Below are 17,518 nucleotides of genomic sequence, written 5' to 3' on the forward strand. Positions count from 1 at the left end.
CCTGTGACGACCAATGGCAGAGAGCAGTCGGCCCAGCGCCGGCCGACCCAGCTGTACACCGGTAGCGAGCGGCCCTACGACCCGGAGGACCTGGTGAAGGCTTCCGGACGCGAGCCCACCCCCCAGAGCCTGGAATGGGCCAAGCGCCTCATCGCCGAGGAGGGGCCCGGCGCCATCGAGCGGTATCTGCCGTGAATCCCTGAGTCCGGCGCCCGTACCGCCTGCGGGGTGCGGAGCCATACGGAGGGACATCGACGTGCCGACATCCGGCACGTCGATGCCGCGCGCTGCGGCGGGCCAGGGCGTGTCCGCAAGGTCCCGCCCGGACCGCGCAAAACCGCTTGCGGGGGCCCGCACCGGCCGCGAAGATCGGCTCGGCCGTCTCCCCGGGCCCGCGCCGGAGCGTTCCGGCAGCCCCCGGCGGACGGTCGGCTCCCTCGCGCCCCGGACCGCGTCCTCCCTCCCTGAAGGAACCGTCACCGCCATGACCACCGAACGCCCCTCCCCGCCCGTACGCGCCGGCGAGCGGGAGACCCTGCGGGCCTTTCTCGACTTCCACCGCGCCACGCTCGCCATGAAGACCGACGGCCTGCGCGACGAGGAGCTGCGCCGCCGCTCCATGCCGCCCTCCACGCTCTCCCTGCTCGGCCTGGTGCGGCATATGGCCGAGGTCGAGCGCGCCTGGTTCCGCCGGGTGATCAACGGCGAGGACCTCCCGCTGGTCTGGTCGGCCGACGGCGACTACCAGGCGGCCTACGACGCCGACGGGTCCACCCGCTCGGAGGCGTTCGCCGCCTGGCAGTCCGAGGTGGCGCACTCGCGCCGCATCGAGCAGGCGGCCGCCTCCCTCGATGTGACGGGCTATCAGCCCCGGTGGGGAGAGGAGGTCTCCCTCCGCCTGGTGATGCTCCACCTCATCCACGAGTACGCCCGCCACAACGGCCACGCCGACCTGCTCCGCGAGGGCATCGACGGGACCGTCGGCGCCTGACGCACCGGAAGGCGTCCCGGTGCGCCCGGGGTCCGTACGGTCCGGCTCAGCCCAGTTCCAGGCTTGTCACCCCGAAGGTGCGCCGCCCGTCAGTGGGCGGAACCGGACCGGTGTACATGCGGACGGTGTGGGAGCGGGGGGTCAGCCCTCGGCCGGTGGCCAAGTCGTGGGCGGCGCGCCGCGGTTCGGGGACATCGAGGAAGACCTCGGCGGACGGGTCGACACAGGCGGTGAGGGCGTCGAAGAGCGCCTCGGCGGCTTCGGTGGTGTCGGCGAAGAGCGGGCCGACGCGGTGGCCGGTGTGGGCCGGGCGGATGACTCCGTAGCCGGCGATCGCGCCGTCGCGGACGTAGGCGCGGGCGATATGGCCGGGGGCCGTCAGCCAGCGGGCGACGAAGGCCCGCCGGTCGGCGGGGAAGCAGCGCCGGTCGTAGGCGGCCAGGGCGTCGAGGTGGGATCCGGTGACGGGGACGATCTGCGGAGGCGGCACCGTGCCGGGGCGGGTGGGGCGGCCCCCGTAGCGGATGGTGTCGTACGCGGGGGTGAACCCGGCGCGCCGATAGGTCGGTTGCTGGGCGGGCACCGCGTCCAGGCCCACGGTCCGGGCGCCGGCGTGCGGGACGGCGGCGCGCCAGGTGGCGAGCCCCAGGCCCTGTCCGCGGAGGTCGGGGTGGACCAGGTAGTAGCCCAGGAAGGCGTAGCGGTCCGAGTAGTTGACGACGGAGACCGCGGAGACGGCCCGGCCGTCGCGGCGGCCGAGGAAGAAGCCGGCCGGGTCGGTGGGGTGGAAGCAGGCGGTGTCGTCGCGGCCGGGGTTCCACTCTTCGTCGGCGGCCCATCGCACCACCTGGTGCCAGTCCTCCGACGTGGCGGTGTCGACGGTGAGTTCGCCGGCTGCGGTCGGCTGCGGGTGCGGGGCTTCGCCTATCGGGGGCATGCCGGGGTCGTCCCTTCTGGTGGGGTCAGGGGGGCGGGGTGGTGCGTACGCGGAGGAAAGGCGGCCGCCAGGGATTACGGGCCAGCCCTTAGATCAGGTCCATGGCCGCGACCTCGTCGGGGCGGCCGTAGCTGACCGGGCCCTGGAAGCGCCGCCGGGCGGTGGCGAACCACCACACCGTCGCGATGACCAGCACCACCGCCAGCGCGATGGGTGCGTAGTTGAACGAGGCGGGGGTGATCGGGGACGCCTGGGGCAGCATGAACAGCACATTGCTGACCAGGATCCAGGTCACCGCGATCGCCGCGACGGGCTTGCCGTAGCGGCCGAGGTTCCACGGTCCGGCCTGGAAGTCGTCCAGCCGCAGCCGCAGGAAGATGGGCACGGCGTAGGCGAGGAACAGCCCGACGACGTTGACGCTCACCACGGCGGTGAAGGCGGTGTGCGACCACCAACCGGGCAGCACCAGCACCAGTGGGCAGGCCGCCGCGAGCCAGACGGCCTTGACGGGGGTACGGGTGCGCGCGGAGACCGAATGCCACCACCGCGAGCCGGGCATCGCGCCGTCCCGTGAGAAGGCGAAGATCTGCCGGGTATTGCTGGTCATGTTGGCGAGTCCGCAGAACAGCATCGCGCCGATAACGATCAACAACAGGAACTTCGCGGTGCTTTGCCCGAGCGCGTCGATGAGAATCTGCACCGGCGGCGCTTCGGCGGTCGCGGCATGGCCGTAGTCGCGGATTGCGTAGACCAGGGCGAGCATCAGGATCAGCCCGGTGATCGCGGAACAGGTGATGGCCCGCATGATGCCCCTGGGCGCGTTGACCGTCGCCTTCACCGTCTCTTCGGACATGTGGAAGCTGCCGTCGAAACCGGTGAAGGTCCAGCTGGTGACGAGCAGGCCCAGCATTCCGCCGTACATCGCGTGGGTGAAGCCGGTGTTGTTGACGAAGTGGGCCACGAAGGAAGGCGGTTGATGGTGGTCGGGAATCAGCGCCAGCGCCCCGACGATCACCACCAGGCCGATCAGCAGCCACCACACCGAAATCCGGTTCACCAAGGCGACCAGCCGCACCGTATAGGTGTTCGCCAGCGCCTGGACGAGCAGGATGGCCGCGGTGATGCCGACCGTCTGCTGCGGTGTCGGTTCGTAGGACGGCCACTGCATGGCGATGAATGCCTGGATGAAGGTGGCGGCGGCGAAGTTGGTGGCGGCCGTGCCGCCGACCTGGCCGACGAAGTTGAGCCAGCCCGTGTACCAGGACCAGGCGCCCTTGTGCCGCTTGGCGAGCTTGCCGGCCGAGAAGTAGAGCGCGCCGCTGGTCGGGTAGGCGGAGGCGATCTCGCCCATCGCGGCGCCGACGAACAGCACCATGATCGATACGGCGACCCAACCGAAGATCAGGACCCGCGGGCCGCCGGCGTTCATCCCGAAACCGAAGGAGGAGAAGATACCGGAGATGATGTTGATGATGGTGAAGGAGATGGCGAAATTGTCGAACGCCCGGAATCTGCGGGTCAGTTTCCGCGGATAACCCATGGCATGCAGTGTCGCATCGTCATCGAGAGTGGCCGGACTCGACGGATGATGGGGGGATTTCGAGCGAGTGAGAGAGGTACGCTCGGACACAACCGCAACCTTTCTGGGGACTTCGTGGGGGAGAATTGATCGGGTTGAGCGGATCGAACGTTCGGAGCGAATGCGGAGAAGGTGTGGAGGCATCTGAGAGCGTTTCCACGAAAATGCGCGAAGCCTTTCCGGAAAGCGGTCCGCGGCACCACCCGTCACACCCCCTCAGGCATCATGCGGTACGGGCAGTCCGCAGGAGCGTCTGGCTTTGGTCAACTGCTCGGACGGATCGCCGAACGCGCTCCAGGGCATGCGTGAGGCATAGGGACCCATCGCCGTGAAGACCTCCCGTGCCTCGAATTCACGTTTCGCCATGAACAGCGCATGCGCCAGGTACGCCAGGTCCAGGACCGGCGTGAAGCGGTAATCGGCGACCCGCGGCAGCCAGTTGCGGTAGATGCCCATGGCGGTGCTGATCCACTGGGGCTGCTCCCATGTGCGGTCCGCGAGCAGGGCGGACGGGTTGTACTCCTCGACCAGCGCCACCAGCGGCAGCAACCGCAGCGGCGAGTGGGCCGGGGCCCGCTGGCTCAGGAACGCGGCGACGTCCCAGCTCGCGCCGGACGAACCGCCGTAGCGGGTGAAGAAGAACGACAGGAAGCGGTGGTGCGCCTCCCGGTGCCAGGGGGCCAGCCGGAGGATGTGGGCGAAGAGGTACCACGGACCGGTCGGCGCGGTCAGCAGCCCCTGCGGCGCGGGGTCCTGGTGGCGGTCGAGCCGGGCCAGTGCCAGCTGGGCGACCCAGGGGGTGGGGTCCTTGGGCAGTTCCTTCGCCGCGCGCTCGCACGCCGTCTGCGCGATCCGGGTCAGCGCGCCCTGCCTGCGGTCGCCGGCATCGGCCATGCGCAGGGCGCGCAGCATCGCCACCCGCGCCCACAGCAGCGCCGCCTCCGGCCCCGGTTCTTCGGCCAGCCAGCGCTCCGCCAGGTCCGAGTCGGCGGCCACGGACGCCAGGACGAGCGAGCGGTGGGCGCGTACTTCGAAGTCCTCCCGGGCCTCCTTCAGCACGTCGTGCGCGCTCAGGTACCGGCCGGCTCTGACGTCCATGCACGCCCGCGCCAGCGCCCGGTCGTCGGCCGCCGGACTCCATACGTACTGCCCCTCGAAAGAGCCGGCCGCCATGGTCCCCTCCCGGTCACGAAGGCGTCATCCCCCACACCGCATTCCAGCCGCGCCGAATTCAACTGGATCCCGCCACCGGTCAAGTGACAGCGGGGCACACCCTACTCACCCTCAACTCATTGCGAAAACAGTCGTCTGGAATATCTGGTTCCGCACCGTTTCGCCGCGATGAAATTGAAAAGGAAACCACTTTCCGGCCGACCTCCCGGAGCCCTCCGCTTTGCCGCCCGCCGAGCACCCGTGACACCGCAGGTCATTTCTTTGGCATATTCACACCTTCACAAGCACTTCACAAGCGGACATCAACCACCGAATCACCCTCCGCTTCCCCGGTTTGGGCGCGAACCAGGGGCCGGTGAAGGCCGGAATGAGCCCCCGGGGCGACGCTCGCGCCGACCGGACGCGGCCACCGGGCGACCCCGTCGCACAGTGCGCGCCAGACGGCCGGCCGGACACCTGCCGCGACCCCGCCACGGCCACCCCCACAGGTACAGACCATCTGGCAACCGTCCGTGGGTCATGACCAGTTGGCAGATGGTTTTGAGCCATGCCGGACGGCTGGGCGGCGCGGCATGGAAGTCAGGGCGGGCGAGCGCCATCTGACAGCGTTCCCTCAATTTCCCGTGCGCTTACGGAAGGAAACAACGGCCCGCCCCGACGCGGCATGCCGCTGCGCCGCCCGACGCGGCTCCGCGCAAACACGGAATCGGCTCAAGAGCAACCGAAATTAGCGGAAGCTACTTTCCGGAACCACTCGATCACATGTAGCGTTCGACTGCACCGGAGGCCGCGGCATCGCACCACGTCATGGCCGACCACGGGCGTGGACGCGAGCGTTCCCACGGCACGAACGGAGCGATCGCCCCCGCTGGGCGCACCTGCGACGGAAGTGCCTGCTCGCCGTCCACCGCCTCGACACCGGACTGCGTCGCGACTGCCGCGAAGCATCTGCGCACCTTGAACGTCGAGCACCGCCATGTCTGTCCGTACACGCCTGCTTTGCAAGAGGAATGGGCCCAGATCATGTTTATGAACTCCTCGACGACCCCGCTTGCGTGGCGACCGGAGGCCGGCGTCGGCCGTCCGGTAGTAGCCGGGCCCGGCGAAGGGCCACCCCTGGCGGTCGACCGGCTCCCCGACGGCAAGTGGCAACTGACCCTGCACGACCTGGAACCCGTATCGGTGCACCGGCTGCCCTCGGACGAGGTCCACATCATTCTGGCACCCGCGCGTGAGGAGCCACCGGGGGCCTTGGAACCGGCCCCGGCCGCCCGAGCGCCCCGGCCGGAGCCGATCCAGATCGACACCGCGGCCCGGACGGTCTTCATCAGAGGCCGCCAAGTCTGCCTGCCGCGGCTGGAATTCGATCTGCTCGCCCACCTGGTACTGCACCCCCAGCGCGCCTTCACCCGGGAGCAGCTGATGGCCGCGGTCTGGCCCAGCTGCCAGTCCAGTACGCGCACCGTCGATGTCCATATCGCCCGGCTGCGCCGGCGCCTGGGTCCCGGGCTGCGCGACTCCATCAGCACGGTCTTCGGCATCGGTTACAAGTACCTGCCCGCCCCATAACCCGGCGTCGGCGGGGCGGCGGACGCCGCTCGTGCGCGCGAGGGGCCGGTGGCCGGGAGGGGACCTCGGCCACCGGCCTTCGGGCTCAGCCGAACCACGGCTCCACCCCCGGTCCTGACGGGGAAGCGTTCAGATGCGAGGGCGTGCCGGCCAGGGGCTCCTTGCGTACGAACGCCCGCCGCAGCGCGTGGTAGGGCTGCTCCGGGTCGAAGAAGATGCGGTGCATACGGGAGAGTTCATGCTCGCGGTAGGCGTCCAGCGGACGCTGCGCCTCGTCGCGCTCCCGCGTGGCCTTCTTACCGGCGATGCGCGCCTGGACCGCGGGCGAGGACGCCAGCCGGGCCGCCAGATGCGCGGTCCGGGGCGCGAATTCCTGGGGGCCGCAGTCGATGATCCGGTCCACCAGTCCGAGCCGCTGCCCGGCCGCGGCGGTGATCGGCAGGGCGCGTGCGGTGAGTTGCCCGGCCACCTCGGAGCCCGCCCGGCCGGGCAGGGTGTAGGTCCAGTACTCCGAACCGTAGAGGCCCATCAGCCGGTAGTGCGGGTTGAGCACCGCCGCCGAGCGGCACCACACCTCGTCGGCGGCCAGTGCCAGCATCGCCCCGCCGGCCGCGGCGTTGCCGCCCAGCGCGGCGACCACCAGCCGGTCGGTGGTGGTCAGGACGGTGTGCACCAGGTCGTCCATGGCGTTGATGTTGGCCCAGGACTCCTCGGCCGGGTCGGCGGCGGCCTCGATGACGTTCAGATGGATGCCGTTGGAGAAGAAGTCCCGGCGGCCGCCGAGGACCAGTACGGACGTGGGCCGGGTGCAGGCGTGGCGGTAGGCGGCCAGCAGGCGCCGGCAGTGGTCGGTGCTCATGGCGCCGCCCGGGAAGGAGAACTCCAGGAATCCGGCCGGGCCGTCCTCGCGGTAGCGGATGTCGGCCCAGGTGCGGGGGCCGTCGCCGGGGCCGAGCGGGGCCGGGATCTCGGGAAGCGGCGGGAGGCGGTCGCCGAGCGCGAGCGTGGCGGGCAGGGTGAAGGTACCGGGCTCCCCCGGGCGGCGCGGCGGACGCAGCTGCGGGATCCACACCGCCCCGTCGGCCGTCGCCCGGCAGATCGCGCCACATCGGGTGGCGAGCAGTTCGCCCGGTCGGCCGGTCAGGGTGTCCTCCGGGTGGCCGCCGTGCAAGAACCAGGTGTCGCCGAGCAGTTCGTCCCGTACGCCGGGCCGGGAGTCGGCGGCGCGCAGGGTGCGTACGACGGTGTCGGTGGGGTCGCGGTGCCAGTCGATCCGGCGCTGGTCCTGGCGCAGCGGCGGCCGGGGGCGGCCGGGCTTCGCGGTGTCGGGCAGGGCGTCCTGGGGCTGCGGGCGATGGCTGCCGGACGCCACCCGGTCGACGGCCCTGAGCACCGCCTCGACCGCCGCGTCGGCGATCTCGTTGCGGTAGAGGTCGCTCTTGCCCACCTCGGGGACGGGGCAGTCGACCGCGGCCCAGATGTCGCCGGCGTCCATCTCGTCGTTGGCCTGCAGGACCGTGACGCCCCAGCGGTCCGCGCCCAGGTGCACCGCCCAGTCCACCGAGGACGGCCCGCGGTCGCCGACGGGACCGGGGTGCACGATCAGGCAGGTGTACGCCGACCACACCTCGCGGGGCACGGCCGTCTTGAGCATCGGCGCCACGATCAGCTCGGGGGAATGGCGGCGTACGACCTCCGCCAGCGGGGTCTCGCGGGTCACCAGCTCCACCCGCACCTGGTGTCCGCCGTCGCCGAGTTCGGCGTGGACGCGCTGTGTGAGGCTGTTGAACGCGCCGGCGATGAGCAGAATTCGCACAGCAGACTCCCCTGGGGCCGGACCGATGAGCGGGTAACCGGTAGTGATCGTTCCACCGCGGTGACCGACGGCCTCGGGACGTGCACGGCAGGTCACCTGATCGGCGTCCGCCGTGCGGCGCAATACGGAGGTAATGCGCCGCAATACGGGTGTAGCCGCATCAGGGGAATCACGACTCCCCAGTGAGTCGAAGCAGGGAATTTCGGGCGCCGATCCGGCTGCGAGCCATAGGGTTCCCGCCGTTGATCAACTCGCCGCAATCTCGCCAAAGTTGGCGCACGGACCACGCATCCACCCGCGTCGACATTGCCTTTGATTGACATTCACTTGGTAACACTTTTACCTTCATGGCTATGGCATCAGCGCAGGTCAGCGCTGCGCCCCCGATGTCTTCCGCACTCTTCCCGGAGGTCTCCCATGGAACAGCTCATCAAGAAGATGGCCCAGGACAACGTCTGGCAGAACTGGCTCGCCGCCAACTCCGCACAGCAGGCGGCGAAGAACGGCTGCATCAGCGCGGCGCCCAAGGCCGGCTGCATCAGCGCCACGCCGAAGGCCGGCTGTATCTCCTGACGCCGTATCCGCCGAGGGGCCCGGGAGGGGGCACCGGCGGCGCTCTTCGCCGCCGCTCCCTTCCGGGCACCGCGCCCCTATGCGCCCCCGAGGGCACCGTTCTCCGAGCCGTGACGAGGAATCCATGGATGGTCAGCCGACCGCCGAGGTCATCGAGCAGATCCGCGACATCCCCATCTACCGCGAGTCGCTGGCGAAGGGCCACTTCCCCATACTCGACAAGCCGGAGATCGCCCGCGGCTTCCCGGAAAACTGGATGACGCCCCGGCTGTCCGCCGCCCTGGAAGCCGGCGAGGCCGAATTCGTACTGTCCACGGGCACCAACCACGCCCGGATGCAGATCATCCGGCCCCCGTACTTCCTGCTGCGCTCCTACTACCAGCTGTGGCGCGAGCACCCCGACATCGCCGACACCTGGGAGTCGGGCTGCCGGCGGGTCTCGCTGACCACGGTGCTGGCGACGGAGCATGTGGCCCGGGTCAACGCCGCCCGCAGCGGCGTACCGCCCCGGCCGGTGCCCACCCTCGACGACCGGTGGCTCGACGAGCGCACCTGCTATCTCAACCTGCGGCTCGACCCGGCGCTCTGGGAGCGCGACGAGGTCGTGCGGATGCTCGCCGAGATCCGCACCGCCCGGCAGGCGCACCCCCGCGGCTGGTACCACCTCGACTGCTCCGGCTACCACCTGGCGCATCTGCTGCGCAAAGTCGGTGAATGGGGGCTGTGGGACGACTTCCCGCCGCCGGCCAGCATCATCCACGCCTACGAATACACCCCGGTCAACGTCCGGCGCTTTCTGCACCAGCACTTCGCCTGCCCCGTCATCGACCTCTTCGGCAGCACCGAGCTCGGCTATCTCTACTACAGCGACCAACGCGGCACCTACTGGCCGCACCTCGACAAAATGAGCGTCGAACTCCACCCGGTCGCTCCGGAAAGCACCCTCTACGAGCTCATCGTCTCCAGTGTGCGCAATCCGTTCATGCCCTTGATCCGCTACCGCTCCGGCGACTGCGTACGCACTGTGGACGGCACACCGGACCCGTCGAAGATCGTCCAATTCTGCGGCCGCCAGAAGGAATTGCTGAGCACCCCGCGCGGGCCCGTCGCCCAGGGCGATCTCGACCGGTGCATCGGGGAGGCGTCCTCGCAGGTCTTCGTGCACCAACTGCGACTGACCGGCGACGCCGAGGCGCTGCTGGCGTATACGACCTTCAACGGCGCGCCCCTCGGCGATGCGGAGGCCGCGGCGCTGGAGCACGGCGTCGGCGAACTGACCGGACGGCGCTGCCGGATCGAGCACCGCGCGCAGATCCCCATCGGGCGCTCGGGAAAGTACGCCTGGCTCGCCGACGGCGCCTGATCCGCGCACCACGCCCGACCGAACCCACCTTCGCACAGGAGAGTCATGACCAGCCCGCGGATATCCGCCGACGATCTGAGAGACCTGCTCACAGACGCGTTGTACACCGAGGTGGTGGACCATTTCACCGCCAAGGACCCGGAACTCTCCGCCGAGTTCGTGACACGGCAGGTCACCGAATGCCTGCGGTACCTCTACCTCGTCTCCCAATACCGCGATCAGCTCGGCGGACTGTTCCTGCCGGTCGAGCAGGAAATCGACGAGATATGGCACTACCTCATACTCCAGACCCGCGAATACCGTGCACTGTGCGAGGAGCGGCTGCCGGGACGGTTCTTCATCGAGCACCGCAGCATCGCCTATGAGGACTACCAACAGGAGCCGGGCCGGGAGCAGGCGCTCGAAGAGGCCCTGCGCTGGATCCCCTTGTACTGCCGGGAATTCGGCCCGTTCGACGAGGGCGCACTGCCGCACTGGACGATCGTGCGCTTCCTGCATCAGCAGGTGAACCTGTCCCTCTCGGACATCGCGGCGCTCGAACCCTTGTCGACCGCCTAAGGGCTGTCCCGTAGCACACACCCTCCCGATCGGAAAGGAACCATGACGGCGAGGAACGGCGCACCAGCCACGCGCGACATACCGGAACAGCGGCGCATTCTGGCCGTGCTGGTCTTCTCCCAGATCCTCAGCGGTGCGGGACTCGCCGCGGGAATCACCGTCGGCGCCCTGCTCGCCGAGGAGATGCTCGGCTCGACCGGTCTGGCGGGCGTGCCCAGTGCGCTGTTCACCGCCGGGTCCGCGCTCGGCGCCGTGGCCATCGGCCGGATCTGCCGACGCTGGGGCCGGCGCCCCGGGCTCGCGCTCGGCTACGGCGCCGGGGCGCTCGGCAGCCTCGGCGTCGTCGCGGCGGCCGCCGTCGACAGCGCTCCGCTGCTCTTCCTGGGCCTGCTGGTGTACGGGGCCGGCACCGCGACGAACCTGATGGCGCGCTACGCGGGAGCGGATCTGGCCTCCCCCGCGCGCCGCGGCCGCGCGGTGAGCACGGTGCTCTTCGCCACCACGCTCGGCGCGGTGGTCGGCCCCAACCTGGTCACGCTGACCGGCCGGCTCGCGCACTCCTGGGGCGTCCCGCGCCTCGCCGGGCCGTTCATGCTGGCCACCGCGGCGTTCGGCGCGGCCGCGATCGCCCTCGCCGTCCTGCTGCGCCCCGATCCGCTCCGGCTGGCCCAGGCGCTGGCCGAGAAGGCGCCCCAGGGAGCCGACGGCGCTCCGGGGTCCGAAGACGCCTCAGGGGCCCGCCCCCCGCAGCGCGGGCGGGTGGTCATGGGCACGCTGGTCATGGTCCTCACCCAGCTCGTCATGATCGCGATCATGACGATGACCCCCGTGCACATGCGCGCCCACGGGCACGGCACCCAAGAGGCCGGGTTCGTCATCGCCCTCCACGTCGGCGCGATGTTCCTGCCGTCGCCCCTGACCGGGCTGCTCGTCGACCGGGTCGGCCGGCTGTGGACCGCCGCCGCGTCCGGGGTGACCCTGCTGGCGGCCGGGGTCCTCGCGGCAACGGCGTCCCCGCACTCCGTGCCCGCGCTCGCCGCGGCGCTGGTGCTGCTCGGTCTCGGCTGGAACTTCGGCCTGGTCAGCGGCACCGCCATCGTCACCGACGCACTGCCGCCCGCCAACCGGGCCGCGGCGCAGGGGCTTGTGGATGTCGGCATAGCCGTCGCCGGCGCGGCCGGCGGCGCATCCTCGGGGCTGATCGTGGTGGCCGGGGGGTTCCCGACGCTGGCGCTGTCCGGCGGAATCCTCGCCCTGGCGATCGTGCCCCTCGTCGCCTGGGCCGCCAGACGGCCCGCGGTCACCGTTTCGGCCACCGCGGCACCGCGTACGGAGACGGAACGGGCCTGAATCCGGCCGGAATCGACGGCAGGCGGGCATCCGAGCGTCACTTCCGGCACCGGCCGCAACATCCATGAATGTCTTGAAACTTGGCGTCATTTCTTGTTAGCACGCGGGAAACCTATGTGCTGCACTATTGGGGGACGTTTTGGTCGTGTGGACGATCCACGGGGGCGCGATGCGACGGAAGGGCACCGGCATACCCTGCACACCGGCGCTGCGCGCGTGCCGCTTCCCGCTGGCCGTCCTCGCCGTGATCCTGGCCGTCCTGCTCGGTGGCGCGTCAACGGCCGTCGGCGTGAACGCACTTGCCGCCGCAAAAACCGGCCAGCCCGCGGGCACCAAGTCCGCCCAGCCGGCCGGCGACACCACCGAGGAAAAGACCAAGCGCGAGAACGAGCGCGGTAAGGCCCGCGGCTCCGCGCACACCAGCGTCGGGGTCCCCCGGCACGGCGGCCGACCGCTGCCCCACGTCAACGTCGACCGGCTGCGCCACGGCGCCGAGGAGACCGACCCCGCCCTCGCACACAGCTCGACCAAGGCCGCGTCGAGACCGGAGAGACTCCCCGTCCTGCACTGCGTCTTCCGCTGCTGAGGGCGGTCGTGGCGGTCTGCCGCACCATCCCGCACCTCGCATGTATCCGCCACCACCCCACAGTGGCACCCCTCATCAGCAGGAGACCTCCCAGTGGAGACCTTCATTCAGCATGCCCGGGGCCTGATGGCCCGTATCGCCGACCGGCGCGAGGAACAGGAGACCTACGGCCGGCTCGCGGCCGGACAGTCGCCCCTCGCCCTCTTCATCACCTGCTCCGACTCCCGTGTCGTGCCGTCCCTGATCACCGGCGCGCGGCCCGGCGAACTGTTCGAACTGCGGACGGCCGGTAACGCCGTCCCCACCTACCAGGACGGCATGGCGGCCTGCGCGGAGGCCGCCACCATCGAGTACGCGATGCGCGTGCTGCAGGTGGCCGACATCGTGGTGTGCGGTCACTCGCACTGCGGCGCGGTCGGCGCCAAGGCCCGCGGCGAGGACCTGACCGGTGCGCCCGCGGTCCGCGACTGGCTGGCGCAGCAGCTCTCCGACCAGCTGCCCGACGACGCGGAGCCGACCGTCTCGGCCGCGGTCCAGCAGCATGTGCGCGAACAGCTCGACCGACTGCGCGGCTACCCCTGCGTCCAGGAGCGGCTGGCCGCCGGCGAAGTGAACCTGCACGGCTGGTTCTACGAAGTCCACACCGGCATGGTGGCCGCCCACCATCCGGCCTCCGACCTGTTCCTCCCGCTGTGAAGGCGCAGGTGTCCCTCATGAAGCAACTCACCTCCTTCCGGGCGGATTTCACCGCCTCGCTCGTCGTCTTCCTGGTGGCCGTCCCGCTGTGCGTGGGCGTGGCGGTCGCGTCCGGTGTACCGGCCGAGCTGGGACTCGTCACGGGTATCGTCGGCGGACTGCTCACCGGTCTGCTCCCCGGCAGCAGCCTGCAGGTCAGCGGCCCGGCCGCGGGCCTGACGGTGCTGGTCTTCGAAGCCGTCAAGGAGTACGGCGTCGGCGCGCTGGGCGCGCTGGTACTGGCCGCCGGCGCGCTGCAACTGGCCATGGGCGCCCTGAAGTTGGGGCGCTGGTTCCGGGCGATCTCGGTGGCCGTCGTCCAGGGCATGCTGGCCGGCATCGGACTGGTGCTGATCGCCGGACAGCTCTACGCCCTCACCGACGCCAAGGCGCCGGGCAGCGGGCTGGCCAACATCGGCTCGCTGCCGGGCCTGGTCGCCGACACCGTACGGTCCCAGACCGCGCTGAGCGCCTTCGCCATCGGCGCCGGCACCATCGCCGTCCTGGTGCTGTGGCCCCGCTGGCGGCGCGCGGCACGGATCCTGCCGGCGCCGCTGGCCGCGGTGGCGCTCGCCACCACCACGGTCTGGGTGCTGGACCTGCCGGTCGCCCGGGTCGAGGTCAGCGGGCTGCTGGACGCGATCCAGCCGCCCGGCCTCGCCGACCTGGGCCGGCTCGCCGACATCGGGGTGATCGGCACGGTGCTGGCCTTCGCGTTGATCGCATCGGCCGAGTCCCTCTTCAGCGCCGCCGCCGTCGACCGGCTCCACGACGGGCCGAAGACCGACTACGACAAGGAGCTGATGGCCCAGGGCGCGGGCAACGCCGTGTGCGGTGTGCTCGGTGCGCTGCCGATGACCGCGGTCATCGTGCGCAGCGCCGCCAACGTCCACGCGGGTGCGAGGACCAAGGTCTCCCGGGTGCTGCACGGGGTCTGGCTGCTGGTGTTCGCCGCGGCGTTCCCGGCGGCGCTGGGCGTGGTGCCGCTGGCCGCGCTGGCCGGCGTCCTGGTGTACTCGGGCTGCAAGCTCATCCCGGTGCGCTCGCTGCGGCCGCTGTGGCGCGAACACCGCGGTGAGGCGGTCGTGCTGCTGGTCACCGCCCTCGCGATCGTCACGGTGAACATGTTCGAGGGCGTCCTGATCGGTCTGCTGTTGGCCGTCGTGAAGACGGCCTGGGAGACCTCCCATGTCCACCTGGAGGTCGACACCCCGGCCGACGAGGACGAGCCGGTGCTGGTACGGGCCGTCGGCAACGCCACGTTCCTGCGGCTGCCGAAGATCCTCGACCAGCTCGACGCGCTGCCCGCCGACCGCGATGTGCGGCTCGACCTGAGCGGACTGCGCCATCTCGACCACGCCTGCGGCGCCGCGCTGACGAACTGGGAGGAGCAGCACCGCCGTAGCCGTCGGACGGTGGAGCTGGTGTCCTGACCACGGGTCCCGGCCCGCCGCGCCGTCGAGGTGCGGCGGGCCGGGACGGCGCGGCATGCGCGAGACCGTAGGGCGGCGGCCCGGCCCGTGGTAGGGCGCGACGGACGGCGCGTTCAGGACACGGCGGCGGGGCCGGGATGATTGTGCCCGCCTTGATTGTTGAGCGAAGGTCAGGCGATCACCGGCGAGCACCGACCGCCCGCCGGTGACCACAAACCGGTCGACGGTGATCGGTCGGTAGGGCACCGGTCACCGCTCGTGTCTTGGCAGATGGGACGGACAGCATGCCTCTTCAGGGTGAGTACGAACCGAGTCCGGCGCAGTGGGTGCGCGATCAGGTCGAACTGTACGAGCGCTCGGGCGGCACGGAGGGCACCACGCTGCGCGGGATGCCCGTCGTCGTCCTCACCACCCGGGGAGCGAAGAGCGGAAAGATCCGCAAGAGCCCGCTGATGCGGGTGGAGCACGGCGGCAGCTACGCCGTGGTGGCCTCCATGGGCGGTGCGCCCCAGCACCCGGTCTGGTACCACAACATCGTGGCGGACCCCCGGGTGGAGCTCCAGGACGGCCCGGTGCGCCAGGACATGACGGCGCGCGAGGTGAGCGGCGAGGAGAAGGCGCTGTGGTGGGGGCGCGCGGTCGAGGCGTACCCGGACTACGACGACTACCAGCGGAAGACGGACCGGGTGATCCCGGTCTTCGTGCTGGAGCCGGCGGCCGCACCGCACCGCTGATCCTCAGAGCGTCACGAGCGAGACCTCGGTGGCCTTGACGCTGGTCCATACGGACACCCCGTCGGCGAGGCCGAGTTCGAGGGCGGCCGATGGGGTGATCTCGGCCACCAGATCCGGGGCCTGGTGCGAGGTGACCAGTACCCGCAGCCGGCTGCCCGCGGAGGTGATCTCCCGTACGGTCCCGGGCCAGATGTTGCGGGGGCTGCCCGCGGGCTTGTCGAGGTGGACCGACACGGCCTCCGGGGCGATGATCGCCAGCGCCCGGGAGCCCTCCGGGAGGGGGTCGGCGACGACGAGGCGGCCGCCGTCGTCGAGCCCGAGACCGTCGTCGGTGGCGACGCCCGGCCAGGCGTTGCGGCCCAGCATCCGCGCGACCCAGGGGGAGCGCGGATGGCGGGTGACCTCGGCGGGCGGGGCGTCCTGGAGGGCTCGGCCGTCGTCGAGGACGAGGACGCGGTCGGCGAGCGAAACCGCCTCGACCGGGTCGTGGGTGACGATCAGGCAGACGCCGCCGAAGCCCGCGAGATGGCTGCGCAGGGTGTGGCGGACATGGGCACGGGTGGTCTGGTCGAGCGCGGCGAGCGGCTCGTCGAGCAGCAGCAGACGAGGCCGGGCGGCCAGCGCCCTGGCCAGCGCGACCCGTTGGGCCTGCCCGCCGGAGAGCTGGGCGGGCCTGCGGTGCGCGAGATGGCCCACGCCGAGCCGGTCGAGCCACTGCTGTGCGGCGCGGCGGGCCTCGGCGCGGGCGGCGCCGTGGGCGCGCAGCCCGTATGCCGTGTTGCTCAGGGCGCTCAGATGCGGGAAGAGCGCGCCGTCCTGGGGGACCCAGGCGACGCCACGGCGGTGCGGGGGCAGCGCGCTGACGTCGGTGTCGCCGAGGCGCAGCGCGGCGTGGGCGCGCGGGGTGAGGCCGAGCAGGGCGCGCAGCAGAGTGGTCTTGCCGGCTCCGTTCGGGCCGACGACGGCGATGGTGGTGCCCGGCTCGGCCTCCAGGGTCAGCCGGTTGAAGCCGGTGACGTCGGCGTGCAGCGGCCAGCGTTCCCGGTCGGGGGCGGGCGGGGCGGCGAGCGGCTCACCGGCGGGGGCGGTCGGGGCCGGGAGGTCGGTGTCCTCGGCGGCCCGCACCTCGCGGGCCGGGCGGTCGGTGCCGGCACCGGTCCAGCGGCCGCGCAGGCCGATCAGCACGGCCATGGCGATGACGAGCAGCAGCAGCGAGACCGAGGTGGCGGCCTCCGGGGAGTCCTGGAGCAGCAGATAGACCTGGAGCGGCAGGGTCTGGGTGGTGCCGGGCAGATTGCCGGCGAAGGTGATCGTGGCGCCGAACTCGCCGAGCGCACGGGCCCAGGTCAGCGCGGCCCCGGCGGCGAGGCCGGGGGCGACCATGGGCAGGGTGACGGTGCAGAAGACCCGGACCGGCGAGGCGCCCAGGGAGGCCGCGGTCTCCTCGTAACGGGGGCGCAGGCCGGCGAGCGTGCCCTCCAGGCTGATGACGAGGAACGGCATCGCGACGAAGGTGGCGGCGACGACGGCGCCCGAGGTGTGGAACGGCAGCACGATGCCGAAGGTGTCCTCCAGCCAGGGGCCGAGGACGCCGCGGCGGCCGAAGCCGAGGAGCAGGGCGACACCGCCGACGGTCGGCGGCAGCACCATCGGCAGCAGCACCAGCGAGCGGACCAGCGCCTTGCCGGGAAAGCCGACCCGGGCCAGCAGCCAGGCCAGCGGCACGCCCAGCAGCAGCGAGAGCCCCAGCGCCCAGAAGGAGACCAGCAGCGAGAGGCTGAGCGCTTCGGTGACACCCGGGCTGGTCAGATGGGTGCCCAGCTCGCTCCAGGAGGTCCGGGCGAGGATGCCGACGAGCGGCATCAGCAGGAACGCGACGGCGACGAGCGCGGGCACCGCCAGCGCGACGGGCGTACGGGTGCCGGGCGCGCGGCGCCTGCCCGCCGGGCGCGCGGCCGGAATGCGAAGGCGTGTCATCGGGGGTTCCTGGGACGGTTCCTGGAGTCGGGGCCGAGCGGACGGCATGAGCCACCTCGAACGGCGGCGTGTGAGGGGGGGGGTTCGCTCCCTACCCCGAGAAAACCAGTCCCTTCACCTCCTGTGCTATGTCTTTTGTGTACA

General features: G+C 71.3%; 16 protein-coding genes. 11 read left to right on the forward strand and 5 right to left on the reverse strand.

Features of this window, described 5'->3' with window-relative positions; all coding sequences use genetic code 11:
- The first annotated feature begins 3 nt into the window (after positions 1-3).
- Complete coding sequence (locus ACZ4NB_RS01280) at positions 4-195, forward strand: hypothetical protein (RefSeq protein WP_384440435.1); 192 nt, start codon at positions 4-6, stop codon at positions 193-195.
- Between the two features lie 289 nt (positions 196-484).
- On the forward strand, positions 485-991 hold the full coding sequence (locus ACZ4NB_RS01285; protein ID WP_467657514.1) for a DinB family protein: 507 nt from the start codon (positions 485-487) through the stop codon (positions 989-991).
- Positions 992-1,037: 46 nt separating this feature from the next.
- Here ACZ4NB_RS01285 and ACZ4NB_RS01290 read toward each other — a convergent pair whose 3' ends face one another.
- The 3 genes from ACZ4NB_RS01290 to ACZ4NB_RS01300 all read right to left on the reverse strand — a co-directional run bounded on the left by ACZ4NB_RS01290 (position 1,038) and on the right by ACZ4NB_RS01300 (position 4,680).
- Positions 1,038-1,928, reverse strand: a complete 891-nt coding sequence (locus ACZ4NB_RS01290) for a GNAT family N-acetyltransferase (RefSeq protein WP_467657515.1) — start codon at positions 1,926-1,928, stop codon at positions 1,038-1,040.
- Positions 1,929-2,016: 88 nt separating this feature from the next.
- Positions 2,017-3,468 (reverse strand): amino acid permease, encoded by a 1,452-nt coding sequence (locus ACZ4NB_RS01295; protein WP_467657516.1) that lies wholly within the window; start codon positions 3,466-3,468, stop codon positions 2,017-2,019.
- A gap of 255 nt (positions 3,469-3,723) precedes the next feature.
- Entirely contained in the window at positions 3,724-4,680 is a 957-nt protein-coding gene (locus ACZ4NB_RS01300) for a hypothetical protein (RefSeq protein ID WP_467657518.1), read from the reverse strand.
- Positions 4,681-5,709: 1,029 nt separating this feature from the next.
- Here ACZ4NB_RS01300 and ACZ4NB_RS01305 point away from each other — a divergent pair.
- Positions 5,710-6,249, forward strand: coding sequence for a winged helix-turn-helix domain-containing protein (locus tag ACZ4NB_RS01305; protein WP_467657519.1), 540 nt, complete (start codon positions 5,710-5,712; stop codon positions 6,247-6,249).
- 85 nt (positions 6,250-6,334) lie between these two features.
- Here the strand turns inward: ACZ4NB_RS01305 and ACZ4NB_RS01310 are convergent, their stop codons facing one another.
- Positions 6,335-8,065 (reverse strand): hydrogenase maturation protein, encoded by a 1,731-nt coding sequence (locus ACZ4NB_RS01310; RefSeq protein WP_467657520.1) that lies wholly within the window; start codon positions 8,063-8,065, stop codon positions 6,335-6,337.
- Between the two features lie 417 nt (positions 8,066-8,482).
- On the opposite strand from ACZ4NB_RS01310, the gene ACZ4NB_RS01315 reads away from it, so the two are divergent.
- The 8 genes from ACZ4NB_RS01315 (at position 8,483) to ACZ4NB_RS01350 (ending at position 15,397) form a co-directional block, all read left to right on the forward strand.
- Positions 8,483-8,638, forward strand: a complete 156-nt coding sequence (locus tag ACZ4NB_RS01315) for a hypothetical protein (protein ID WP_018091721.1) — start codon at positions 8,483-8,485, stop codon at positions 8,636-8,638.
- Between the two features lie 124 nt (positions 8,639-8,762).
- Positions 8,763-10,001, forward strand: a complete 1,239-nt coding sequence (locus ACZ4NB_RS01320) for a hypothetical protein (RefSeq protein WP_467657522.1) — start codon at positions 8,763-8,765, stop codon at positions 9,999-10,001.
- A 45-nt stretch (positions 10,002-10,046) separates the two neighbouring features.
- On the forward strand, positions 10,047-10,559 hold the full coding sequence (locus ACZ4NB_RS01325) for a glycine-rich domain-containing protein (protein ID WP_467657523.1): 513 nt from the start codon (positions 10,047-10,049) through the stop codon (positions 10,557-10,559).
- Between the two features lie 42 nt (positions 10,560-10,601).
- Complete coding sequence (locus ACZ4NB_RS01330; RefSeq protein ID WP_467657524.1) at positions 10,602-11,909, forward strand: MFS transporter; 1,308 nt, start codon at positions 10,602-10,604, stop codon at positions 11,907-11,909.
- 169 nt (positions 11,910-12,078) lie between these two features.
- Entirely contained in the window at positions 12,079-12,495 is a 417-nt protein-coding gene (locus ACZ4NB_RS01335; RefSeq protein WP_467657526.1) for a hypothetical protein, read from the forward strand.
- A 93-nt stretch (positions 12,496-12,588) separates the two neighbouring features.
- Positions 12,589-13,191 (forward strand): carbonic anhydrase, encoded by a 603-nt coding sequence (locus ACZ4NB_RS01340; protein WP_467657527.1) that lies wholly within the window; start codon positions 12,589-12,591, stop codon positions 13,189-13,191.
- 17 nt (positions 13,192-13,208) lie between these two features.
- Positions 13,209-14,663: a SulP family inorganic anion transporter gene (locus ACZ4NB_RS01345; RefSeq protein ID WP_467657528.1), complete on the forward strand. Its 1,455-nt coding sequence runs from the start codon at positions 13,209-13,211 to the stop codon at positions 14,661-14,663.
- 284 nt (positions 14,664-14,947) lie between these two features.
- On the forward strand, positions 14,948-15,397 hold the full coding sequence (locus ACZ4NB_RS01350) for a nitroreductase family deazaflavin-dependent oxidoreductase (RefSeq protein WP_467657529.1): 450 nt from the start codon (positions 14,948-14,950) through the stop codon (positions 15,395-15,397).
- A 3-nt stretch (positions 15,398-15,400) separates the two neighbouring features.
- Here the strand turns inward: ACZ4NB_RS01350 and ACZ4NB_RS01355 are convergent, their stop codons facing one another.
- Entirely contained in the window at positions 15,401-17,374 is a 1,974-nt protein-coding gene (locus ACZ4NB_RS01355) for an ABC transporter permease (RefSeq protein ID WP_467657531.1), read from the reverse strand.
- Positions 17,375-17,518: the final 144 nt, after the last annotated feature.

Source organism: Streptomyces sp. NPDC026575, from assembly GCF_055567415.1.